The sequence below is a fragment of the Verrucomicrobium sp. BvORR106 genome, assembly GCF_000739655.1.
GTDB lineage: Bacteria > Verrucomicrobiota > Verrucomicrobiia > Verrucomicrobiales > Verrucomicrobiaceae > Verrucomicrobium.
The window spans coordinates 1-22,851 of record NZ_BATR01000118.1; the positions used below are offsets into that span (position 1 = coordinate 1).

Annotated in this window: 20 protein-coding genes and 1 pseudogene; 14 read left to right on the forward strand and 7 right to left on the reverse strand. The window is 59.3% G+C overall.

Features of this window, described 5'->3' with window-relative positions; translation table 11 throughout:
- Positions 1 to 1,031, forward strand: a 1,031-nt coding sequence (locus tag BV106_RS21440) for a glycosyltransferase (protein WP_038168111.1), incomplete at its 5' end; no start/stop codon positions are given.
- A 45-nt stretch (positions 1,032 to 1,076) separates the two neighbouring features.
- Here the strand turns inward: BV106_RS21440 and BV106_RS21445 are convergent.
- Positions 1,077 to 1,535, reverse strand: a complete 459-nt coding sequence (locus BV106_RS21445) for an SRPBCC family protein (protein WP_038168340.1) — start codon at positions 1,533 to 1,535, stop codon at positions 1,077 to 1,079.
- A gap of 111 nt (positions 1,536 to 1,646) precedes the next feature.
- Here BV106_RS21445 and BV106_RS21450 point away from each other — a divergent pair, with 111 nt between their 5' ends.
- Both BV106_RS21450 and BV106_RS21455 read left to right on the forward strand, forming a co-directional pair.
- Positions 1,647 to 2,912 carry a polysaccharide pyruvyl transferase family protein gene (locus BV106_RS21450; protein ID WP_038168114.1) on the forward strand — a complete coding sequence of 422 codons (1,266 nt, stop codon included), beginning with the start codon at positions 1,647 to 1,649 and terminating at the stop codon, positions 2,910 to 2,912.
- Positions 2,913 to 2,995: 83 nt separating this feature from the next.
- The gene (locus tag BV106_RS21455; protein WP_265595925.1) at positions 2,996 to 3,469 is read left to right on the forward strand and encodes an HNH endonuclease; all 474 of its coding nucleotides are present in this window, start codon (positions 2,996 to 2,998) and stop codon (positions 3,467 to 3,469) included.
- A 144-nt stretch (positions 3,470 to 3,613) separates the two neighbouring features.
- Here the strand turns inward: BV106_RS21455 and BV106_RS21460 are convergent, their stop codons facing one another.
- Together BV106_RS21460 and BV106_RS21465 are read right to left on the reverse strand one after the other, a co-directional pair.
- A complete protein-coding gene (locus tag BV106_RS21460) occupies positions 3,614 to 4,840 on the reverse strand; it encodes an MFS transporter (protein ID WP_038168119.1) in 1,227 nt (408 codons plus the stop codon).
- Positions 4,841 to 4,904: 64 nt separating this feature from the next.
- On the reverse strand, positions 4,905 to 5,762 hold the full coding sequence (locus BV106_RS21465) for a helix-turn-helix domain-containing protein (protein WP_038168121.1): 858 nt from the start codon (positions 5,760 to 5,762) through the stop codon (positions 4,905 to 4,907).
- A gap of 149 nt (positions 5,763 to 5,911) precedes the next feature.
- On the opposite strand from BV106_RS21465, the gene BV106_RS21470 reads away from it, so the two are divergent.
- From BV106_RS21470 to BV106_RS21505, 8 genes and pseudogenes are all read left to right on the forward strand, one after another.
- On the forward strand, positions 5,912 to 6,643 hold the full coding sequence (locus BV106_RS21470; protein WP_051946150.1) for an iron-containing redox enzyme family protein: 732 nt from the start codon (positions 5,912 to 5,914) through the stop codon (positions 6,641 to 6,643).
- Positions 6,640 to 7,620: a fatty acid desaturase gene (locus tag BV106_RS21475; protein ID WP_265595926.1), complete on the forward strand. Its 981-nt coding sequence runs from the start codon at positions 6,640 to 6,642 to the stop codon at positions 7,618 to 7,620. The genes BV106_RS21470 and BV106_RS21475 overlap by 4 nt, the downstream gene beginning before the upstream one ends.
- A 38-nt stretch (positions 7,621 to 7,658) precedes the next feature.
- On the forward strand, positions 7,659 to 8,741 hold the full coding sequence (locus BV106_RS21480) for a DUF3419 family protein (RefSeq protein ID WP_051946151.1): 1,083 nt from the start codon (positions 7,659 to 7,661) through the stop codon (positions 8,739 to 8,741).
- A 130-nt stretch (positions 8,742 to 8,871) separates the two neighbouring features.
- Positions 8,872 to 9,702: a hypothetical protein gene (locus BV106_RS21485; RefSeq protein ID WP_265595927.1), complete on the forward strand. Its 831-nt coding sequence runs from the start codon at positions 8,872 to 8,874 to the stop codon at positions 9,700 to 9,702.
- A gap of 79 nt (positions 9,703 to 9,781) precedes the next feature.
- Positions 9,782 to 10,759 (forward strand): hypothetical protein, encoded by a 978-nt coding sequence (locus BV106_RS21490; protein WP_038168125.1) that lies wholly within the window; start codon positions 9,782 to 9,784, stop codon positions 10,757 to 10,759.
- A gap of 169 nt (positions 10,760 to 10,928) precedes the next feature.
- On the forward strand, positions 10,929 to 14,060 hold the full coding sequence (locus BV106_RS21495; protein ID WP_265595928.1) for a PSD1 and planctomycete cytochrome C domain-containing protein: 3,132 nt from the start codon (positions 10,929 to 10,931) through the stop codon (positions 14,058 to 14,060).
- Positions 14,061 to 14,116: 56 nt separating this feature from the next.
- A pseudogene (locus BV106_RS21500) lies at positions 14,117 to 15,546 on the forward strand (DUF1501 domain-containing protein).
- Positions 15,547 to 15,560: 14 nt separating this feature from the next.
- The gene (locus tag BV106_RS21505; RefSeq protein ID WP_038168130.1) at positions 15,561 to 16,127 is read left to right on the forward strand and encodes an ATP-binding protein; all 567 of its coding nucleotides are present in this window, start codon (positions 15,561 to 15,563) and stop codon (positions 16,125 to 16,127) included.
- Between the two features lie 273 nt (positions 16,128 to 16,400).
- Here the strand turns inward: BV106_RS21505 and can are convergent, their stop codons facing one another.
- The 3 genes from can to BV106_RS21520 form a co-directional block, all read right to left on the reverse strand.
- Positions 16,401 to 17,072, reverse strand: coding sequence for a carbonate dehydratase (gene can / locus BV106_RS21510; RefSeq protein WP_038168132.1), 672 nt, complete (start codon positions 17,070 to 17,072; stop codon positions 16,401 to 16,403).
- Positions 17,073 to 17,173: 101 nt separating this feature from the next.
- Positions 17,174 to 18,364: a terpene cyclase/mutase family protein gene (locus BV106_RS21515; protein WP_038168134.1), complete on the reverse strand. Its 1,191-nt coding sequence runs from the start codon at positions 18,362 to 18,364 to the stop codon at positions 17,174 to 17,176.
- Positions 18,365 to 18,391: 27 nt separating this feature from the next.
- A complete protein-coding gene (locus BV106_RS21520) occupies positions 18,392 to 19,186 on the reverse strand; it encodes a YdjY domain-containing protein (RefSeq protein WP_038168135.1) in 795 nt (264 codons plus the stop codon).
- 339 nt (positions 19,187 to 19,525) lie between these two features.
- Here BV106_RS21520 and BV106_RS21525 point away from each other — a divergent pair, with 339 nt between their 5' ends.
- Both BV106_RS21525 and BV106_RS21530 read left to right on the forward strand, forming a co-directional pair.
- The gene (locus tag BV106_RS21525; protein ID WP_038168138.1) at positions 19,526 to 20,287 is read left to right on the forward strand and encodes a hypothetical protein; all 762 of its coding nucleotides are present in this window, start codon (positions 19,526 to 19,528) and stop codon (positions 20,285 to 20,287) included.
- A gap of 125 nt (positions 20,288 to 20,412) precedes the next feature.
- Positions 20,413 to 20,655, forward strand: a complete 243-nt coding sequence (locus tag BV106_RS21530; protein ID WP_009961673.1) for an acyl carrier protein — start codon at positions 20,413 to 20,415, stop codon at positions 20,653 to 20,655.
- 175 nt (positions 20,656 to 20,830) lie between these two features.
- Here the strand turns inward: BV106_RS21530 and BV106_RS21535 are convergent, their stop codons facing one another.
- On the reverse strand, positions 20,831 to 21,802 hold the full coding sequence (locus BV106_RS21535; RefSeq protein WP_265595930.1) for a lysophospholipid acyltransferase family protein: 972 nt from the start codon (positions 21,800 to 21,802) through the stop codon (positions 20,831 to 20,833).
- Between the two features lie 41 nt (positions 21,803 to 21,843).
- Here BV106_RS21535 and BV106_RS21540 point away from each other — a divergent pair, with 41 nt between their 5' ends.
- Complete coding sequence (locus BV106_RS21540; protein ID WP_038168141.1) at positions 21,844 to 22,848, forward strand: M20/M25/M40 family metallo-hydrolase; 1,005 nt, start codon at positions 21,844 to 21,846, stop codon at positions 22,846 to 22,848.
- Positions 22,849 to 22,851: the final 3 nt, after the last annotated feature.

Consider the following 22,851-nt stretch of genomic DNA (forward strand, 5'->3'; position numbering starts at 1 on the left):
AGGAGATTCCGACGGGGAAGGTGAGATCGCTGCAACACCATCCCGTGAGACTGCTTTCCTGCCTGGGGAGCAAGGACTACTACGCCGCCAAAAAGACCTATCTGGACTGGCAGGCGGCTCGCGAGATCCGGCGGGGCGGCTACGATTTCTTCCACGGCTGGAGCGGGGAGTGCTTTCAGTCCCTGGTGGAGGCCCGCTTGCGGGGCATCCCCAGTGTCATGGACGTACCCACGTGGCATAGGAACAAAGGCGTGGTGAAGCCTGCGGAAACCAAGAAGGAGCGGGAGGCCCGGCTCAAGGATCGGGGCTGGCGTGACTGGCGGAAGCATCTGCACGCCACCCGCCTGCACAATCTGGCGGAGTACGACCTTGCCAGTGTGCTCCTCATGCCTTCACAGAAATCCGCTGAGACCTTCTTGGTCGCGGGCATTCCGGAGCACAAGCTACAGTACGTGGGGCGTGGGGTGGATCTCGCCCGCTATCGCCCGGCGGAGGCGCCTCCCGAAGTCTTCCGGGTGGGGTTTGTCGGGGCGCTGATCCAAAGGAAAGGAGTGCATCATTTGATCGAAGCCTGGAAACGGCTGCGTCTGCGCGATGCTGAGTTGATCCTGGTGGGCAGTGTGCACGAGGAAATAGAACCGTTCCTTCGCGGTGCGGAAGAGGCGGGGGTTCGCGTGGTTGGCTTCACCTCCAGTGTGCAGGACGAGCTTCGCCGATGTGCGGTGTTTGCCTTTCCCAGCGAATGTGAAGGGTTTGCCAAGACCACCCTCGAGGCGGCAGCCTGCGGTCTGCCTCTCATTGCCACGCGCGAGTCAGGGGATGCCATTGTGGATCAGGAGACGGGACTTCTCATTCCGCCCAATGATGTGGACGCCCTGTGTGCCGCCTTGGAACATGCTTCCAGTCACCGTGATGAGCTTGCTGATATGGGCCGTAACGCCCGCGCTCTGGTGGAGCGCGAGTTCACATGGGACCACTATCGGCAGCGGATCTCCGCGGGATATGCCCGAGCCATTGCCTCTGCGTCCTGAGGTGTGGGTTCTAGGGCAAACCGTTGTCGTGAATCTGGGTGGCCGTCATTGCCACTGGCCAAATTCCTCGATCATCTTCTGCTGACGGTAGGCAAAGATGCGAGTCAGTTGTTTCTTCACCATCGGAAAGGCGATGTCCCCCAGCGGGGTCAGAGGCAGCTTGTACACCACATGGTCGCGGGCCAGGGTGCCGCCGTCTGTCAGGTCCTCAAACGTGTGGGTGTGTTCCCAGAGGGCGTAGGGTCCCTTGAGCTGCTTGTCCACAAAGTGGTGTGGCGGATTCCATGCGGAGATCAGCGTGGTCCAGTGAAATGACAGGCCGAAGATGCCCAGCTCGTAGTCGATGAGAGCTCCCTCTTTGATTTCGAGCGGGAGCGGGGTGATGATGTGGAAGTTGAGTTCCGGAGGGGTGATTCTTTCCAGATTGGTGGCGTCAGAGAAGAAGTCAAAAATCCTTTCCCGCGGGGCCGGGAGTTTCAGCTCATAGTCCAACGTGTGTTCCATGGAGGTGGATACGGCGAAATCCCTGCGGGGTAAACTTTCATTTGCCGGGGACCAGATCATCCGGATGCACTTTCCCTGTCAAAGAGGCGGGCTTCCTGACTAAATCATGTGATGAAACGCCGCCACCTTCTCCAGGGTTCTCTCGCTGTTGCCGCCTCTGCCTGGGGTTTCCCGGCCATCGTCTCTAGTGCGGCAGGGCGGAAGCCCCGGATCGTCCTCCGCTCTTCCTGGCAGACGGTGAACATTGGCGATATCGGACACACACCCGGAGTGCTGGCTCTGCTGGAGAAACACATTCCCGAAGCTGAACTCGTGCTCTGGCCCATGGACGTGCGCAACGGGGTCGAGGAGATGTTGCAGCAGCGATTTCCCAAGCTCACGATCACCAAAGATCCTGCGGTAGTGAACGGGTGCGATTTTCTGCTGCATGGTTCTGGTCCTTACCTGACGGCCCAGAAGGATGTTTCGGAATGGCGTCGGAACACCGGCAAGTCGTATGGCGTGTACGGCATCACCATGGCCGCAGCAGGAGACCCTGGCATGAAAATCATGCGCAACAACGGTCTGGATGCCGCCTGCAAGGCAGAGCTCGACCAGGCGAGCTTTGTTTTCCTGCGGGACAGCGCGTCTCTGAAAGTGGTCAAGGACGCCGGGGTCAAGAGCCCTGTCATTGAGTTTGGTCCCGATGGGGCCTTTGGAGCCGATGTCCGGGATGACGCCAAGGCCAAGGCCTTCATGGAAGCGCATGGGTTGGAGGAGGGGCGCTTTGTCTGTGTCCTTCCCAACTTGCGGAACGCACCCTATTGGAAGGTGAAACCCAACTACGCATTCAATGAGGAGAAGCACCGCAGGAATGAGGAGATGAAGGAGCACGACCATGCCCCTCTGCGCGAGGCCATGACGGCCATCATCAAAAAAACCGGAATGAAGGTCCTCGTTTGCCCGGAAGATTCCACGCAGATGGAGACTGGGAAAGAGCTCCTCGTTGATCCGCTGCCGGAGGAGGTGCGGAAGCAGGTGGTGTGGCGGGAGCAGTTTTGGCTTACGAATGAAGCCATCGGTACCTACGTGAAGTCTGCGGGGCTGATCAGCAATGAAATGCACAGTCCCATCATGGCAGTCGGGAACGGTGTCCCGGCCATCGTCTGCCGGTTCGTGGAGCAGACTACCAAGGGCTTCATGTGGCGGGATATCGGCCTGGGGGATTGGCTCTTCGACCTGGATGTGCCTCAAGAGCTTCAGGCTGTCGCGCCTACGGCCCAGGCCATGGCGTCCGACCCGGCGGTGGCGAAAGCCAAGGCGGCAAAAGCACAGGCATTTGTGCGGCAGCGGCAGGCGGATACCATGGGTGTATTGCGAAAAGTGCTCGAGGTGTAAAAAGAGGAGTCAATGGGGAGATAGCACTTTTTTCACAATTTCTATTGCAAGGTGTTCAAATGTTAATTATTCATTTGAACACTATGCGACACCAACGACAATTGACTCCCTACGAGCTCTTGAAGTTCTTCGCCGACGGCGCGCAGTGGCGTCGTCTGTTCTCCAAGGTGAGCACGATCGAAACAGCGCCGCAGTGGCGGCATTTGTACGAGACCTACCTAGACTCTCAAGCATGGTGTGAGGTTCGTCAGCAGCGCTTGGCCATGGATCAGCATCGCTGCGTGTGCTGCGGTTCTTCTGGTGAAGCGGGCCGCTATCTTGAGGTCCATCATCAGGACTACCAGAAGGTGGGAGGGGAGGATGTGGCGGAAGACGTGCGCACGCTCTGCCGGCATTGTTTCCATCGGGACAAGGGGCGCCTCGATTTTCTGGCCCGCCTGCGTGGTCCCCGTCCGTGGGATGAAATTTGCCGCTTGGGGTGTGACTCCATCATGGAGACCGTCCGCACCCGGCGAGACCTGGCGGCAGCATCAGCACCCGCGGCCATGGTCGCCTAGAATTTCACTTTCATACGATGGCTTTCACCGGCCTCGTAAAAGCCCCCTGAAAGTGAGGAGAGCGGGACGGCAACGTCCCGCTCTCTTTTTGTTTCTCACCAGGTATCGGTTCGGATGCCTGGAGCTTTGAAGTTGATTCTTCTGCTACTTCTTCTGTCTGCCCACGTCAGGCAGGAACGCCGTCAGCAGACCGATCAGCGGCAGATACGCGCACACTTGGTACACGTAGTTGATGCTGGTATGGTCAGCCAGATTGCCCAGCAGGGCGGAACCGATGCCGCCCATGCCGAAGGCAAAGCCGAAGAAGAGTCCCGAGATCATGCCCACCTTGCCCGGCACCAGTTCCTGGGCATACACCAGGATGGCTGAGAAGGCGGAGGAGAGCACCAGTCCGATGATCACACTCAGCACCGCCGTGGTGTACAGGCCTGCATGCGGCAGCCACAGGGTGAAGGGAGCCACACCCAGGATGGAAGCCCAGATCACACGCTTGCGACCGAAGCGGTCACCCACCGGCCCACCCAAGATGGTCCCAGCGGCCACGGCGAACAGGAACACGAACAGGTAGATCTGTGCGCTCTGCACCGTCAGATGGAAGCGGTCCATCAGGTAAAAGGTGTAGTAGCTGGTCATGCTGGCCAGGTAGAAGTACTTCGAGAAGATCAACGCTCCCAGAATGGTCAGTGACCACACGATGGTGGAGGTGGGAAGAGCCGCATGGGCCGAGTCCAGAGACTTCGCAGACTTACGATGCACCCGGTGCAGGTTGCGGGCCTGCCAAAGGCCCACATTCCACAGCACCGCTACACCCAGAAATGCCACCACCGAAAACCAGGCGATGGAGCCCTGGCCATGCGGCACAATGATCAAGGCGGCCAGCAAGGGGCCAATGGAACTGCCAGCGTTGCCACCCACCTGGAACAGAGATTGCGCCAGACCGCGGCGACGTCCTGCCGCCATGTGTGCGATGCGGGAAGCTTCAGGGTGGAAGATGGCGGAGCCCATGCCCACCAGTGCGGCTGAACCCAGAATAGAGGCAAAGCTGCCTGCCATCGAGAGGGCCACCAGCCCACACAGAGTCAGTCCCATACCGATGGGCAGTGAGAAAGGCAGGCTGCGCTTGTCCGTGTACCAGCCCACTAGAGGCTGCAGCAGCGAGGCGGTGACTTGAAAGGCAAAGGTGATCATCCCAAGCTGGCTGAAAGTAAGATGGTAGGACTCTTTCAGCAGGGGGTAGATCGAGACGAGGAGCGCCTGGATCGTATCGTTAAGCAGGTGGGAAAAGCTGATGGCGAACAGCACAGCGTACACCGTCGTCTCCGCCGTCCGCATGGCGGGCGACGGCATGTCTTCATTGCAGGTGGATTCCATAACCCTGCTATGATCCTGGATCCCGCGGGGGACGCAAAATCAGTGGCAGGTGAGAAGCTGCATTTTAGTGGTACTTTTCTCGGATCTGATCCCGGAACGTCTCTGGTGAAGCTCCGGAGTACCGGCGGAAGAATCGGCTGAAGTACGACGGGTCGTGAAAGCCCAGGTCGTAGCCAATCTCGGAAACGCTCATGTCGGAATGCAGCAACAGGCGCTTCGCGTCGAGCAGGCGCCGCTGGCGGATGATGTCCCCAGCCGACCGTCCGGTCTGTTCGTGAACAATGTCATTGAGATGATTGGCGCTTACGCCCAGCATCTCTGCATAACCACCTACCGTGGTTATTTCTTTGAATCGCTGTTCGACGGAGAGGTGGAAGTGCCGCACCAGTTGCCCGGACCGGGAGGCTTCCTTATACGGATGCAGGCGGGCATAGAGTCGGTTTACCCTCACGAATAAGACCCGCAGGATGGAGCGCAGGGCGTCCGCGGCACCGGGGAGTGCCGTGTCAAACTCCGACTGCAGAAGGGGGACCAGCGGCAGAATACCATCGGGATCCCCGTCAGGCAGTTGCAGCAGTGCTGCGACATCCACGGAGAAGAAGAAGGGGTAATCGTACAGAACGCTCGGCGGGGTGGAGCGTAGATCAAAGAACTCCTGGGAAAAGGAAAGGGTGGTGCCTTCCAGATCGGCCCCGGGGCGGACGGTGTGCACCTGGCCCGGACTGAGGAAGACGAGGGTGGTGCCACTTACCTGGTACTCCTGGAAGTCATGCATCACCTGAGCCTTTCCGTGGAGGATAAAGACCTGGAAGAACTCGTGATAGTGAGGCTGGAGCCGCTCGGGATCCATGCGGACCGAGTCCATAAAGGGAATGACCACCACACCCTGCTGCCGAAGTTCAGCCTGACCTGTTGCAGTCATGCCGTAATGGGGAATGGAGTCTCGCCGGATCATCGGTTCGTCCCTCCATGCTTGTCTCGCCGGATGATTTGTCAAATGACTGAGGATGAGCGGTCACACCGGACAAAGGTGTATTGACACCCATGGCGAAATCACGAAGACTTTGTCGCATGAGTGCTGGAAGCATCGGTTCCCCCGTCGATCATCCGCCGTCGCTCGCCACTGCACCGCATATTCTGGCTGCTGCCAGGGCGGTGTTGGTGGAGCGTCCCATCATCTCCCAGTCGTATTTCACACGCCTGAGGGATGGTTCCATGTCGCATGCTGAGTTCGTCCGTTCCCAGCAGCAGTTTTATTTCGCAGTGCGCTATTTTTCGAGGCCCATTGCGGCGTTGGTTTCGCGGTGTCCGGATTCGACCATGAGGATGAATCTCGTGGAAAATCTGGCGGAGGAACAAGGGGGCTTTCTGCCATCCCATGCTCATGATCGCACGTTCCTGAGTTTCCTGGAGAGCTTGGGGAGCACGGCTCCAAACAAAGAGGGGGCCGAAGTCCAGGCCTTTAATTGTGCTCTGCTCGGAGTTTGCTTGGGCGAGGAACTGGAGACGGCCTTTGCTTGTCTTGGCATCATTGAACTGGCTTTCGCGGACATCTCCGCATGGATCGGCAGTGCCGTGGTGGATCGCGGATGGATTGCCCCGGACCGGTTGGTGCACTATGCCCTGCACGCCGAGCTGGATCATCGTCATGCGGAGGAGTGCTTCGTCGTCATCGAGCCACGTTGGGAGGAATCACTGTCCCGGAGACAGTCCATTCAGCGAGGCCTCGAGCTGGGGCGGCATCTTTTCTCCCGCCTCTATCTGGATCTGGATGCGTTGAACCCTGCACAGGCTGACGGATGAACGACACGCAGGATCGTCCCCGGCTAAATGCTCAACTGGCCCGGGAACTGCATGAGCATCACCCCGTGCGGCACTATGTGCGGCTGGGATCTTTCGTGGCCATCTATGCAGCTTGTGCCAGTACGGTCTGGTGGTGCTCTGCGATAGTGGCATCACAACCAGCATGGTGGTTGCTCATGCTTCCGCTCTATCTGGCAGCGGCTGGAGCCCTGCATGGGATCAGCCTGTTCACTCACGAGGCGGTCCACAATACCTTGTCGTCGAATCCTGTTTGGAATCGGGTCTTGGGGGCTGCCTGTGCCATCCCTGTCTTGCAGAACTGCTCCGCCTACCGGGTCCTGCACCTCCGTCACCACCACCATCTGGGGGAGGGCGGGGACCCGGATCACTATGCCAACTATTCCCGGTGGTCCTGGATGGTGTCCGTGTTGAACTGGCTGCGGTTGCTCGTGGGTTATCCCGTGTACATCGTTGCCATCCCCATCCTCGGATTCAAACATGGAACGAGTCGGGACCGCGTGGGAATCCTGGCGGAGTTCGCGGCCACCCTGGCGCTGGTGGTGGCCGTCGTGTTGGCTCCTCTTCCCACAGGGCTGCTGTGGCATGGCTGGGTGGTGCCGATGATCTTCATCAACTTCATGGTGAATGTGCGGGGGATGAGTCAGCACACGCTGCTGCCAGAGGCGACTGATGAGGTGCGGGGCACGCGCAGTATTCTCACCGGGCCGGTGGTCTCGTTCTTCATGTGCCACGAGAACCTGCATCTGGAGCATCATCTCTATCCGGGCGTGCCGTGGTATCATCTGCCCAAAGTGCATCAGGCACTTCGACCGCAATTGGCGGCGATGGGGGCACCGTACATCGGGTCCTACTCGGCGTTTGTTTTGAAATTTATGCGCAACAGTGTGAATCGGGGCCATGAAGTGGTCAGAGACGGGGACCGGACAGCGGTCGGGGACGAGGGGAGGAACTCGTGAGCGGGGGTGGGAAACTGCCGCCACCTGATGCTTGGGCGGTGGAAGCGGCCACCTGGCCCCTGGCGTTCGCCCAGGTTCGGGAAGACCCAAGATTGGATCTGGAGGTGATTCGATTGCTCCCGCCACGTGCGGAGGTGGTGATGATCGCTTCCGGTGGGGAGACGGCGGTATGTCTGGAAAGGTATGGTCTGGGCAGGCTGACGGTTGTGGATGTCAATCCAGCCCAACTGGCGTTGGCGCGGTTGAAACGCCACCTTGCCCGGCATCATGCAGTCGTCTTTTCATTGCCTCTGCTCGGACATGCGAGCATGCCACCCGGAGCCAGACAGGTGGCGCTTTCCGCGCTGTTGGATACTCTGGAGCTGGACAGGGGAGTCCTAGGGCCACTGGAAGGCGTTGCGGCACTGGGGCCGGATCATGTTGGGCGCTATGAAATTACCTTTGCCGAGTTGTGGAAGGAGCTTTCCGCCAACCCTGAGACTCTCCAGGTGCTGCTCATGTCCGATCGGATGCCGGGAGCCGCAGACTTGCTGGGTCCTGAGACCCAGTTGGGACAATTGTTGGATCAGGCACTGAGCCGGGTCATGAGTCTGCAGAATCTTGTCTGTCTCTTTGGAGAGGAGGCCACACGCAATCCCCGCCAGCCTTTTGACCGGCATTTTGCCGCGCGACTTCGGGCGAATGCTGCGCGAGGCTTCGCCGCAGAGAACCCCTTTCTCTGGCAGATGCTGGTCGGCATGTTTCCGGCGGCCCAGCCGTATGACTGGCTGCTGCCCGGTCCTCTCTCTTCCCAGGTGGACTGGCTGCCTCCAGAGCGCATCCAGTACCTGCCGGGCAGGATGAATGAGGTGCTGGAGAGCCTGCCGGATGCGAGTGCGGATTTCGTCCATCTATCGAACATTCTGGACTGGCTTACTCCGGAGGAGGCTACGGCCAGCCTGAAGAGCGCGGCCCGAGTGTTGCGTCGGGGCGGGCGGGTGCTGGTTCGCCAGTTGAATTCCACGCTGGAAATCCCCGCCTTGCAGGCAGGATTGCAGTGGGACGCCGCTCTGGGGGCAAGCCTTCACGCCAGAGACCGCAGCTTCTTCTATACTGCGATTCACGTGGGAAGAAAGGAGTGAGATGGAGGTGTTGTGCTTTCAGCATGAGGTTCCCTCCGGGCTGGAGCTTGCGCTGAGAGAGTTCGAGGAACAATTTTCCTATCCGCTCGGAGAAGGGGAGTCGTTTCACGTGTCTCATGGCGGCGGATACTTGAACTTCTTTCGCGCCATGGGGCAGGCCAGCCTCTTTGTCGCCATGGGACGGGAAAAGGTGTTGGGCACTTTGGTGGGCGTGCGGCGGCCCATGAGGCTGGCAGACGGGCAAATGATCTCGGCCACGTATGTGTGTGACCTCAAGGTGGCGTCTGGAGGGCTTCGCGGCCGGGTGTTGTTGAGTCTGGGTAGGGCCTTGGAGGAGGTCTGGCGGGAATCTGGCGGGGGACCGGGGTACGGGGTGGTGATGCAGGGGACCTCCCAGGCACCCACTGCCTACACAGGCAGAGGCCTCCTCCCTGGATTCACGAACGTGGCGGATCTGGTGATTTTCAGGGTGCCAGTTCGTGAAGTCGAGGCGCTGGATGAAGAGGTTCGCGTAGTGGATCTTGCAGAGGCGCAGCGAATATTCATTGAGTTGACCGTGAGCGGAATTGTCCCCATCGGAGGGATGCCCTCGAGTCGGTCCACAATGATTCCCGTGCCGCTTGTCTTGGGAGATCCGGTTCGCGCATATGGCGTGGTCGAAGATACCCGGCTGGGGAAGCGACTGGTCGTCAACGGGGGCCGGGAAATGAAAGCGGCCCACCTGTCTCACTTTGCGTTTCGTTCCGCCGAGGAGGGCTCACGCTTGGTTCGCGCTGCTTTGTCTGAGGCTGAACGTGCCGGGTTCCCGGCGCTGTTTGTGTGCGTGCCTGCGGCCAGGGCACACGCTTTGCAGAAGTGTCTGGCAGATCTCGAGCCCACGGTGGCTCCGGCCACGGTGTATGGTCACAACATCGGTTCAGACGGCGGGGCCGAGTGGTGGGTGCATTCCTCGGAGATTTGAGTCAAACAATAGTGCGAGACTCCCGGGTGGGGTTCGTGGTAAGTTCGATGGGATTTTTCCAACGCCCACCCGACTACCCATGATCGTTCCCGAATACTGGGCAGAAGCCCGCCTCCAGACCAAGGAAGATGGCCGCCAGATCACCATGCGGCGGTTCGGGTGGTCTGATGACAGCCAGGAGGCTGCTGAGGCCATGGCTCAAGAGCGGGCGGCAGAAGCCATGCGGCGGGCTCGTGCCGGTGAAAAGCTGGACAGGAGAGAATTCAAGATTCCCTACAATGGTGCCGATGGGGTGCCGATCCGGGAGGAAATCCTGGCCCGACATGGGGATGTGGTCATCACCCGGAATTCCTATGGAGCCCCCTGCCTGAATACTCCAGACGTCATGTTTCTGGATGTGGACTTCGAGGAGAAGGCAGGATGCGGGCTGATGGTGAGAATCTGGCAGTTGCTGGCTCTGATCGTAGTGTCGTATGCCATCGTCGAGCGATCATGGAAGTACGCGGCGATCGGTTTGGCCATCTCGGCGGCCCTTGCGCCCATGGTGGCATCCTTTCTGAAAAAGACCTGGATCCGCTGGAGCGGGGGAGTGGAGAAGGTGGCGAGGAAGCGGATTGACCACTTCCTGAAGGCTCACCCGGACTGGAATCTGCGGGTGTACCGGACTCCGGCGGGATTCCGGTTGTTGGCGTTGCATCGCACCTTCCAGTCGGATGATCCCGAGGTGGAATCCGCATTCAAATCCCTGGATGTGGATGAGATGTATGCCCGAATGTGCCGGAACCAACGCTGTTTCCGGGCAAGGGTCGGTCCCAAGCCTTGGCGAATTGGCATTGGCGATCACCTGCGTCCGCGGCCCGGGGTGTGGCCTGTGCATCCGGACCGCCTGCCCCTCCGCCAGAAATGGCTGGATCGCTACAATGCCAAAGCACCGGGCTTTGCCTCGTGCCAGTACGTGGAAGACCTGGGCAGCGGGGTGATTGATGCAAAAGTCGCCTCGGTGGCAAAGGTGCATGATGAGCTCAGTCGCGCCCATTCAGGTCTAACCGCAGCCTGATCGCTTCCTCCTGGGAGAGATTCCTGAAAGATGGGATGTCTTTTGGCGGTTGCGACAGACGAAAAAAAACAGGTGATTTCTGTCCAACGCGATGGGCAAAATTGCCTTCTTCTCCCGTGCGGCAGGTTCGCTTATCGGCCGGATCCTTTTCATGATTTTCTCTCCTCCCATGTTTCGCCTCAGCTTCATCCTCCCAGTACTGGCTGTCGCCACCCTGAGTCCTGCGGCCGAGCCGGACGCCAATCGCGCGGCGCTGGAGTTCTTTGAGAAGGATATCCGGCCGATCCTCGCAAATCGCTGCTACAGCTGCCACGGCGAGGACAAGCAAAAAGGCAGCCTCCGTCTTGATGACATCGGGCACGTCTTGGCGGGCGGTGATTCTGGTCCTGCGCTGGTGGCTGGCAAGCCGGATGATTCGCTGATCGTCCAGTCCATTCGCTATACGAAGGAGGACTTCCAGATGCCTCCCAAAGAGAAGCTTCCGGATGACGAGATCGCCAAGCTCGAAAAGTGGGTCAAGCTGGGAGCCCCGTGGCCCAAGACCGCTGCCACCGTGCGTTCCACTGTGGACGAGTTCGGCTTCACCAAAGAAGACCGGGCCCAGTGGGTCTTTCAGCCCCTGGCAAACCCGAAACCTCCCGTCCTGTCGGGAAACAAGTGGGCCAAAGGGAGCATCGATTCCTTCGTCGCTGCCAAGCAGGCCGAGATGAAGCTGGCCCCTGCGCCTGCGGCTGATCCGCAAGAGCTTGTCCGTCGAGTCTACTTTGACTTGCACGGCCTTCCGCCGTCGCCCGAGCAGATTGAGTCCTTTGCTGCCCGCCATGATGACAAGGCCTACGAGAAGCTGGTGGATGAACTACTGGCCAGCCCCCGCTACGGCGAGCGCTGGGCTCAGCACTGGCTGGACCTGGTACGCTATGCAGAGAGCGATGGCTACAATGCGGACGGCTACCGGGATGCCGTCTGGCCGTATCGTGATTGGGTGATCAAAGCTCTCAATGACGACATGCCCTACGACAAGTTCGTGCGGCTGCAGCTTGCCGGAGATGAGATTGCCCCGGGCAATCCTGACGTCCTCATCGCCACCTCCTATCTCCGCAACGGGATTTACGAGTGGAACCAGCGCGATGTGCGGGGTCAGTGGGACCTGATTGTCACTGACATGACGGACAACGCCGGTGAGGTATTCTTGGGCCTGAGCTTTGGCTGCGCCCGCTGCCACGACCACAAGTTTGATCCCATCCTGCAGAAGGACTACTACCGTCTGAAGGCGTTCTTTGCGCCGGTCCTTTGGCGGGATGATATGAAGTTGGCCACCGCTGAGGAGCAGGCGGCTCACGCCAAGCTTCAAGCTGAATGGGAGGCCGCCACGGTGGACGTCCGGGGTAAAATGGATGCGATGACGCTCAAGTCTCTGGACGGCAGCATGAAGCGTGCAAAGGGTCGCTTCTCAGAGGACCTGCAGGCGATGATGAACAAGGAGCCTGATCAGCGCGAGACGCTCGAGCAGCAACTGGCCTGTCTGGCCGAGCGTCAGGTGGAGTACGAACGCGTGCGTTTCGACCCCATGAAGACGCTCAAGAAGCCTGAAGACAAAGCCGCTTATCAAGCGCTGGTCGAAGAGCTCAAGAAGTTCGACAATCTCAAGCCCAAGCCGCTGATGGACGCCTTCGTCGCGACGGACGCCGGTCCCAAGGGGCCTGCGAACTTGCTGAAGACCCGTCGTGGAGAGGCGGACATCGCCCCGGGATTCCTCACCATTCTTGAGCCGAATGAGCCCGAGATTCAGCCGATTGGCAAGTCCACCGGTCGCCGCAGTGCCCTGGCAAACTGGATCACCCGTCCCGACAACCAGCTTTCCACCCGCGTGATCGTAAACCGTGTCTGGCAGTACCATTTTGGCCGAGGTCTTTCAGGTACCCCCAGTGATCTGGGCAACATGGGTGAAAAGCCCACGCATCCCGAGTTGCTGGACTGGCTTTCCCGCCGGTTTGTCGCGGAAGGTTGGAGCCTGAAAAAGCTGCACAAGGAGATCCTCATGTCCGCCACCTACCGGCAGACGGCGCTGCGTCAGCCTCCCACGGAGTATGGGCAGATCGATCCCGGCAACAAGTTCCTCTGGCGCTTCCCGCCGCGTCGCCTGGACGCCGAGCAGGCTCGCGATGCCATGCTGATGGCCAGCGGTGAACTGGATCTGACAATGGGCGGTGCGGCCTCGGACGCCAAGGAGCCCCGACGCTCCATCTACACCCGGAAGAAGCGCAACAGTCAGGACGAACTTCTGCGGAGTCTGGACGCACCTGCGAACTTCACCAGCACCTCCGAGCGTCAAAGCACCACTACGCCAACTCAGGCGCTGCTGATGGTGAATGGTGACTGGATCAACTCTCGCTCCCGCAAGCTGGCCACCAGGGCCGCCAGTGTCGAGGAAGCCTGGAGATACACCCTGGGGCGCTCTCCTTCTGCTCGAGAGAAGAAGCTGGTCGATGCTTTCTTCAAGCAACGCCTGGGTGCGGATGCTCCCGCCTCCAATGGCCAACCCTCGTCCGCTGACTCTCACGCTGACTTCAAGCCAGGCACCCCGCAGGAGCGGCTGCTGGTAAAGGCTGGCCAGGAGGAAGGGGACGACTTTACAGTCGAAACGGTCTTTACCCTCAAGAGCGTGGACGCAGGAGCCTCGGTGCGCACGGTGGCTTCCCGCTGGAACAGCGGAAAAGACACCTTGGAATCCTTTGGATGGAGCCTTGGGGTTACCGGTGAGAAGTCCCGCTTCAAGCCAGGCAATCTCATCGTGCAACTGGTGGGAGAGGATGACAACGCCAACATCGCTCACGAGGTGGTGGCTTCTGACATTCGCATTGGTCTAGGCAAGCCGTACCATGTGGTGGTGCATGTGTCCGCCACAGAAGGTGTGGTGGAGTTCAAGGTCACGGATCTGGATTCGCCGGGAGCTCCTCCGCAAACGGCGGAGGTCAAACACCGCGTGCGTCGCGGGCTGGGCAAGGGTGTGTCCGAACTGGTGGTTGGCGGCTTGAACCAGAGAGCCGTCACACACCAGTGGGACGGCCGTCTGGACGCACTGCGGATCACTCGCGGTGAGCTGCCTGCCGATCAGGCCACTCCCAATGCTTCCAGCTGGAAGGACAGTCTCGTCATCTGGGATGCGAACCGTCCTCTTGATCCCCGTCTCGAGTGGGCGGGTTACGATGGGAAGTCCGATTCGGACAATCCCTTCCAGAGAGCGCTCGCGGACCTCTGCCACGTGTTGCTCAACAGCAACGAGTTCCTCTATCTGCACTGATCCGGCGTTCGATCGACTTTTTCAAACCCCGCATACTTCACTCAGCACTTTTGGTTATGGCTTGCAACAACATCACCTACGCTTCCAGCCGCCGCGACTTCCTCCGTACTGCCGGTTGCGGCTTTGGAGCCGTGGCGCTGTCAGCCCTTCTGGGCGAGAACGCTTTCGGAGCAGGTACTGCTGATGCCTTGAACCCCGTGGCAGCCAAGCTCCCACACCGTTTCGGCAAGGCGAAGAGTGTCATCTTCCTGTTTATGGAAGGGGCCCCAGCCACCTGGACACCTTCGACTACAAGCCGTTGCTCAATCAGCTGGATGGACAGCCGCTGCCCCCCAGCTTCAAGCAGCCGGTACTGGCCATGGGCGAGTACGGTGCGCCCATTCTGGGCTCCAAACGTGCGTGGAAACAACATGGCCAGAGCGGGCTCTGGGTTTCTGACTGGTTCCCGAACGTGGCCAATCACGTGGACGATCTGGCGGTGATCCGGTCCTGCCACTCCAGCGGCATCAACCACGCAGGCGGGGTGTGCCAGATGAACACCGGCTCGATCTTCGGAGGACGCCCGTCGCTTGGCGCCTGGGTCACCTATGGTCTCGGTACGGAGAATCAAAATCTGCCGGCTTTTGTGGTCTTGAAGGACAGCGAGAGCGGCGTCATCAACGGGGTACGGAACTGGGGCACCGGCTTCATGCCCGCCGTTTATCAGGGCGTGGAGTTCAGTCCGGAAGGAGTGCCGATCAAGTATCTCGACAACCCGAAAGGCATGACGCCGGAGCGTCAGCGCGAGAAGTTGGATCTGCTCGCAGGGCTGAACGGCATCCATGCCGAAAAGCGCCGTGATAACAGCGAACTCGAAGCGCGCATCCGCAGCTACGAGCTGGCTTTCAAGATGCAGGCCGAGGCACCGGTCGCTGTGGACATTTCCAAGGAGTCGGAAGCCACCAGGAAACTCTACGGGATGGATCAGCCTGAAACGGCAGTTTATGGCCGCAACTGTCTCCTGGCGCGCCGCCTGGTGGAAAACGGCGTGCGCTTCGTCCAGCTCTACAGTGGCGCAGGCAGCAAGTGGGATTCCCACGCCAACATCGAGGGCAACCACGGCAAGCTCTGCCGTGGCGTGGATCTCCCCATTGCGGGCCTGCTGGCCGATCTCAAGTCCCGCGGCATGCTGGAGGAAACCCTCGTCATCTGGGGTGGTGAGTTCGGTCGCACTCCCATCAGCGAGCAGGGTGGGGGACGTGACCACAACCCAACAGGCTTCACCATGTGGATGGCGGGCGGCGGCGTGAAAGGTGGCCAGACCATTGGGTCCACGGACGAACTGGGGCTCTATGCGGTGGAAGATCGTCTGCACGTGCATGACATCCACTCCACGGTGATGCATCTGATGGGCCTGGATCACACCCAGGTCGTGTACAACAACAAGGGGCGGCCCGAGCGCATCGACCAAAACGAAGGTCACCCGTACACGAAGATTCTGGGTTGATTCCTTGAGCATCAGTGAAGGACGGTTCACACTTCAATGTGTGGATCGTCATCACAGGAGCTCCCAGTTCTGGCAAGACCACGCTGTTGCATGAGTTGCAGCAGCGCGGATATCCTGTGGTGCCGGAATCGGCTCGGGAGGTGCTCACCAGTGGTGAGTTCGATGAGTCTCTCTCTGATGTTCAGACGCTCATCGAAGAGCGTCAGCAGGCCAAGGAGCAGCTCATTCCCCCAGATGAGGTCGTGGTGCTGGATCGTGCCCTGCCTGATTCCATGGCTTATCGCCGTCTGGGTGGCATGGAGACGTCAGACCTGCGTGCATTGATTCGTCCTGAGCGCTACGCCACCGTGTTCTTGTGCGGCTTTGGTGAGCATATTGCGGATGGTATCCGTAAAGACGACACGGAACGCGCCCGTGAAATTGAGCGGTTGTTGCGGGAGGTTTACCTCGAACTCGGATGCCGGGTCATTGAGCTGCCCTGGTCCTTGGATGCGGACCTGGCCGAGGGCGTGGCCAAGCGAATGGCGTTGATTGAGGCGGCTCTGGGGGGCGGAGGCTCAAATGATTTCCTAGAGCTTTGAGCCGGGCTCCACCTGATCCCGCTTTCGGGAGTTCTGTGTTGAGCTGGTGAGGAAAGCGTGTGGCCGGAGGGAGCAAGACTCCGCTCTGGCCTGTGAGGCTATGGAACCTCACCAGGTGTGGCCAAAGCGGTGATTCTCACCGCAGTCCCAAAGTCCCGCAAGCGGGACCAGGTGTTGAGAAGGGGAGGGAAAGGGTTGACGCCATTGCCTCCGGATCTGGCATGATTGCGCTGAAATGACAGGCAGTCAGGAGGCGGGGGTTACCAGGCCCGCTTAGATCCACAAAGGTGGCTTGGTCATCAGCCGATGCACGGCCGCCTCGCGTTTGGCGCCAATCTCTTCCGAGTTGGTGACACTCATTCCCAAGTCTCGCACGAGGCCGTCGCTCAGACGGTAGATCCAGCCATGAACTGAGAGGTCTTGGCCGCGCTCCCAAGCTTGTTCCACGATCGTAGTCTGGCACACGTTCACGGCTTGCTCGATGACGTTCAGTTCGCAAAGGCGGTCCACGCGGTCACTTTCTTCGATGATGGTGGCCAGGTGCGGATCATGCTTTTGATTCACATCCTGAATGTGGCGCAGCCAGTTGTTGATGAGGCCCAGCTTCATGTTGAGCATGGCTGCGCGTACCCCGCCACATCCATAGTGGCCTACCACCATGATGTGCTTCACCTTCAGCACCTCCACCGCGTACTGGACGACGCTGAGGCAGTTGAGGTCCGTGTGAACCACAACGTTCGCCACATTCCGGTGCACGAAAAGTTCTCCGGGGAGGAGATCCACGATTTCATTGGCCGGAACGCGGCTGTCCGCGCAGCCAATCCAGAGGTATTCCGGAGCCTGCTGGGCCACCAGACGGGAAAAGAATTCAGGGTCCTCGGCGCGGCGGGCATCGGACCAAAGACGGTTTTGGGCGAGCAGAGGGGCAAGGTTGGCAGTCGACATGCGGTGTTTGGTTAGCAGCGCAAGGGCCAAAATGCAACGCGCCGTTCCTCCAGGTGAGAGAAACGGCGCGATAAGACCTTCAGATAGATCGAAGGGAGAGACTACTGAAGCGCGCGGTAGGTGTGTTCCAGCGCCAGCAGAGTGTAGGCGGTCATCAGGACGGGATCGTTTTCCATCCAGCGGCCGGTGTCATTGAGCCAGGAGCCATCGGGCTTCTGGATGTTGAGCAGGTGGCGGCCGAGCTCGTTGCGCCAGTCCACGGTCTTGCCGTCCTTGGTCTTCAGCTCATCCAGATTCGCCACGGACAGGGCCTTGGCCATGGTGTGGTAGTAGTAGAATTTGCCTTCCTGGCCGAGACCGGGGTTCTCTTCCAAGGTGAAGTTGTCACCCAGCCACTTCAGAACCGCTTGGATCCGAGGATCTTCCGGGGCAAGGCCTGCGTAGATGAAGCTGAGCATCCCAGCATAGCTGATGCTGCCGTAGGAGCGCAGCGCGGTGCGGCCGTCAGGGAGTTTGTCCACTTCGGCAGCCTTGCTCACGCCCGGCTCATAGACGAAACCACCGGCGTTTTTGGGGTCGTTACTGGCCCAGGCCTGGTCGTTGGACTCAGGGCGGTTCTGGCAACGCTCCACAAACTTGATGGCAGCAGCCCAGTTGAGGTCGTTCTTTTTGTCCTCTGGCGTGCCCTTGTCTTCAAAAAGGCGCTTCGAGTAGTAGAGGGACTCCAGGGCGAAGTGCGTGTTGGAAAGGTCCGCATGAGCCGGGCTGTTGGGGCCCGGGCGGCCGTAGCCGATGCCACCGTCAAAGGCGTTGTCGGTGCTGCCCTTGGCATCGAAGTCATTTTGCTGACCGACGACAAAGCGGCGCGCCTTCAAAATGGTCTGCTCATACTCGGGTTTGGCGTTCAGAGTCAGGGCCAAAAGGGACAGCGAGGTGTTGTAGTTGGCGCGTCCTTTGGCGTAGATGCCGCCGTCTTCCTTCGCATTGCTGAGGATGAATTTGTAGCCCTTGTCAGCCTCCGAGGGGAGGGCATCCGACGGTTTCCTGGTGGGATCGGCCGCGAAGGCGCTGAGCACGAGTGCCGTGATGGCGGGCTCTTCAGGATTGCTCCAGGCACCAGTGTCTTTTTGCTGGGTCTTGAGGAAAGCCAGCCCTTTGCTGATGGCCAGGTCAATTTCCTGGCGCAGGGAGGCGTTCCGGTCCGGTTGGGTGGATTGGGCCTGAAGCCCAGTGAGTCCCAGCCCGAGGGCCAGACCAACAGTGATGAGGGAGCGTTGTGTGCGTGTTTTCATTTGAGGAAATTGAGAAGCGGGTCGGGATTAGGCACCAGGATTCTTGGGGCTGATCACGAGGGTCACCGGGGTATCTACCGCAGGTACTTTGGCGGTTTCCACCTTCCAAAGGTCGTCGTTGGCGTTCTCTTTGACTGGGAAATTGACCAACGAGATGAGATCGAAGTAGATGGCCACCATGGACCCGTCGAACTGGGCGGCAAAGCCGGTCTGGCTGATCATGGAGCCTGTGTACGTCCAGTGCTGGGTTTCCCGGGCGGATTTGGCATCCTTCTCATGAATCCAGCGGGTGACGGGTGCGGTTTGGTCTTTGCCGTCCTTATCCTTCCATTGGACGTTCAGGGTGATCTGGTTGGCTCCGGCCTTGGCCATCGGTTCAGCCATGAGCTTTTGGGTCATGGGGGTCGGGTCAGGGAGGAACTGGGCAGCCTCCTTGATGTTTGGCTCATAGTGGGCCAGCAGGAGGGCCACATTCAGCTCCGTCGGGCTGACCGAGGTGCGCAATAGGCTCTCGTGAGTCTTCCCGTGCTCGTGCACCAGGACATACTCCAGGAGGCCTTCCGTCATGTTCAGCACGCAGGGCACGCTGATTTGCCGGGTCTTGCTGTTGATTCTGATGCCGCCCAGATCGTATTCGTTGTCCGCCACTTTTTTCACCCGGGACTGGGCCTCGGCCATTTCCTTGGCGGCCACGGTTTTGCCCGCATCGTTCGGCGAGGGTTGTTTGGTGGGTTCGGCATCCTGAGCCATTACCAAGACGGAACTGGCGGCTGCGGCGACCAGCAGGAGCGGTAGAGAAAAGCGGCGAGGGAAAGCGATCATGGCGGCAATTTTGGGTTATCGCTCATCATCGTATCTTCCCCGGGCCAAGGGAAGAGCGCAGTGGTGAAAAGTCGTCCTTCGAAAGGTGGCCAAGAGCAGCAACATGGATGTGGGAGGCTGCGCCAGATGGCACACATCGTGCCAGCCTGTGGAAAAAGCAGCTCTTCCCGCCTGCAAGCTGGATAGATCGTGTTCGAGTTGAAGGGGGCTGCTGGGGAGGAGGGGCATTTTGTGATCTCGTGGAAACTTGGTTGGGCAAAATGTGTCCACTCAATGGTTGTGAATTGATCATTGCCATGGGCTTGCACGCAGGTTGGAAAGACGCTTCAATGATCTGACATGACGAATGAGGCTCATCCACCCAAAGAACCTGACACCATCACCTGTCATGTGACCTCTTGGTACTACCGGAGAATGGGGCTGCTGGCGGCGATGTTTTTAGGGATGGGGTTGTTCTTTTTTTACGATGGGAAGGTGGGCTACCCCAAGAAGAATGCGGTGGCTGCCAAGAAGGTCTGGTTTGAAGAAACGGTCCTCAAGAGCTACGACGCCGCGCAGAGCGCCGGGGAGGCCGCAGTGACGATCTGGCTGAAGGAGGCCAGAGAGAAGGGCTGGATCGTCAATGCGAACCTGCAACAGCCGCGGTGGGATGACTACGCCGCGCCGCATGACTGGCCCAGCGATCCGAAAAAATACAGTCCAGAAGAGATTGAGCAGCAATTCTACTGGGGGGCGGCGATGATTCTGGGGGCGGCCATTGCCGGAATGCTCGTGCTGTTCAATCACAACAAGGTGTTGATCGGCCATAAATCAGACATGCTGATGCCCAACGGGGTCAAGGTGGCGTTTGCCGACGTCTTCAAGGTGGACAAACGCAAGTGGGACAACAAGGGGCTCGCGACGGTGTACTACCGCGAAGGAGGCGCTGGCTCGGAGCGCAAGGCGGTGGTGGACGATCTCAAATTCCACGGCGCAGATCGTGTCCTCAAGCGTCTCCTGGAGGGCTTTTCCGGAGAATTAATCGAAAAAGTGGCGGACGATCAAGGGGCGAACAACGAAGAGAAGGAGAACCCTGAATCCTCCCCTAAAAATGCCACATAGTGGGCAAGCCCTTTTTGCTTGGAATCAGGCAAAAAAGAGTACGTAAAAAATCGCATTTTCCCAGTTGCGAAAAATGGCGCACCCGCTAATGCTCCCCGCCACTTAGCAACCTACAACACGCATTTATGGCCGAATCCAACATTGCAGACAAAGTCCGGGACATCATCGTCGAACAGCTCGGCGTGAACCCCGAACAAGTCACTCCTGAAGCCAAGTTCATTGAAGACCTTGGCGCCGATTCACTCGACACCGTGGAGTTGGTCATGGCTTTCGAAGAAGAGTTCGGTATCGACGTGCCCGATGAAGAGGCTGAAAAGCTCCTCTCCGTGGGTGATGTGATCCGTTACGTCGAAGAGAACGCCGAGTAAGCTTTCGCTTACGGGGCTGACGCCTTCTATATATTTCTGGGAAAGGCACGGTATACCGTGCCTTTCTTGCGTTCATAATCAGGTGCTTGCGGGCGGTAGGTGGGCTCTGTCCGGTCAGGCTAAGCCCGGGATCGCGGTTAGTGCGACCCCAGAGTTGTCGGTCAGAGCGGGGCCGTCACTGAGGCGTCAGTTGGCTGACCGACAGCATCTCCCGGAATTGGCGGTTGGGATTGGCGTAAGTTGGGTAGCGGGGGTCGTTCTCTGTGCCGGGAAGGTAGCGCCAGTGCTTGTACATCCACATCCAGCACTCCGGGTGTTGGCGAATTTGGGGCTCGAACCGATCCCACACCGCCTGGGTCATGACATTGATGGTGGGGTAATCTGAAGCCTCCATCGGGTCCAGGAAATGGCAGCGGTAAGTCCCGTCTGAGAGGGGGAGGGCAGTGGCGGGAAGCAGGGGGAGCCCCAGGCGGAAGGCCAGGCTGGTGTGCAGGTTGGGAACGCAGGTTTTCAGTCCGAAACATTCGATCACCGTGGCGGCACGACCAGGCTTGACCGTGAGGTCGGCGAGGAGTGATGCGTGCCCGCTTCGCTTCAGTTGCTTGAAGATCCGCAACATGGCCCCTTGTTGGGGGATGATCTCGTGCCCGGTTTTCTGCCGGAGGCGGGCGAAGATATCGGTCAACGCCTCATTTTTGAAGTCCTGGGCGATGGTGAGTTGGGTGAAACCTTGCAAACCTACAATGAGGTTGAGGATCTCGAAGTTGCCGTAGTGGGGCGTTACCCAGAGGGCACCCCGGGATTTTGCCATGGCAGGAGTCTTCGGGTCCTGCCAGAAGAGCTTGGCAATCTGGGGCAGTTCCTCCTTGGGGTGGCCAGCGATCCAGAAGAGGTCTAGAAAGGTGCGGGCGAAGTTCTGAAAACTGCCAATGGCGATGCGGCGCGCTTGGTCAGGCGTGATGTTTTCGCTCGAAAAGGCGACCATGAGGTTTGCAATGGCGGCACCGCGGCCGCGGTAGTCGATGGCGAAAGCCAGCATTCCGACCACTTTGCTGAGGATCAAAACTTGTCCCCGGGAGAGTTTTGGGAGCCACCAGACTCCGAAGTTCACTAGAAATGTCTCAATCCGGTGGCGAATCTTCTTCACGATCACGTTTGGTACTGGGAGAAATGAGTATAGAGTAGGCAATGGCCGACACGCTGACCTCTATCCTCAAGAAGCTCCTGAATCAACCGACCGCCCCATTTCATGAGTATCATGTGCGGGCGCAAATTGAGCAGCTCCTTCTGGACGTGCCCCATGTGGAGCTGTCCACCGATGCCTTTGGGAACTTGCTGGCGACTTATCGCAAGGGTAAGCGCAAGTCCAACCCGGTCTGGGTGTTGGGCGCACACATGGATCACCCGGCATGGGTGAAGGGCCCCGGCAAGAATGGGGACTGGGAGTTTCTGGGTGGCGTGCCGAAATCGATTGTCGATCTTCCTGAGAATATCGCTCTTCGTCGTGAGTCGGGCGACATCGCCCCTTGGGGGTTCCCGGTCACGATCGAGGAAGGCAAAGTGGGTGCTGCGGCCTGTGATGATCTGGTTGGCTGTGCCGTGATTATTGCCACCATCAAGGAACTGGCGCGGTTGGGTCTGGACGCCACGGTGCATGCCGCCTTCACCCGCGCTGAGGAAGTGGGCTTTCTGGGTGCCTGGCATCTGGGCAAGCATTGGCCCTTCGGCAAAGAAGCCGCGTTTCTTTCCGTCGAAACCAGCCGTCCGGTGAACGGAGCGGAGATGGGCGATGGTCCCATCGTCCGTGTGGGTGACCGCCTTTCAGTGTTTGACCACGACCTGATTGCCACGGTGATGCGCACTGCGGCGGAGCAGGGGATTCGAGTGCAGCGCTGCCTTCTGGATGCGGGTGCTTGCGAGGCCACTGCCCTGCAGGCCTGCGGGATCCGTAGCGCCGGGCTGAGCGTGCCGCTGGGCAACTATCACAACCTTGATGACGACCAGAACATCTCCGCTGAGTACGTGATGCTGGAAGATGTGAAGGCCACGGTGAACCTGGTGGTCGCTTTGGTGGGCACGGAGCACCAGGGGCTGGGTGAGCGCACTCTCGAAGAGCGCGTGACCCTTCGCATGAAGGAGTACAAGAAGCACCTTGAGGCTTCCAATGCCCGGTTTGAAGAGACGTTGGTCTGATTG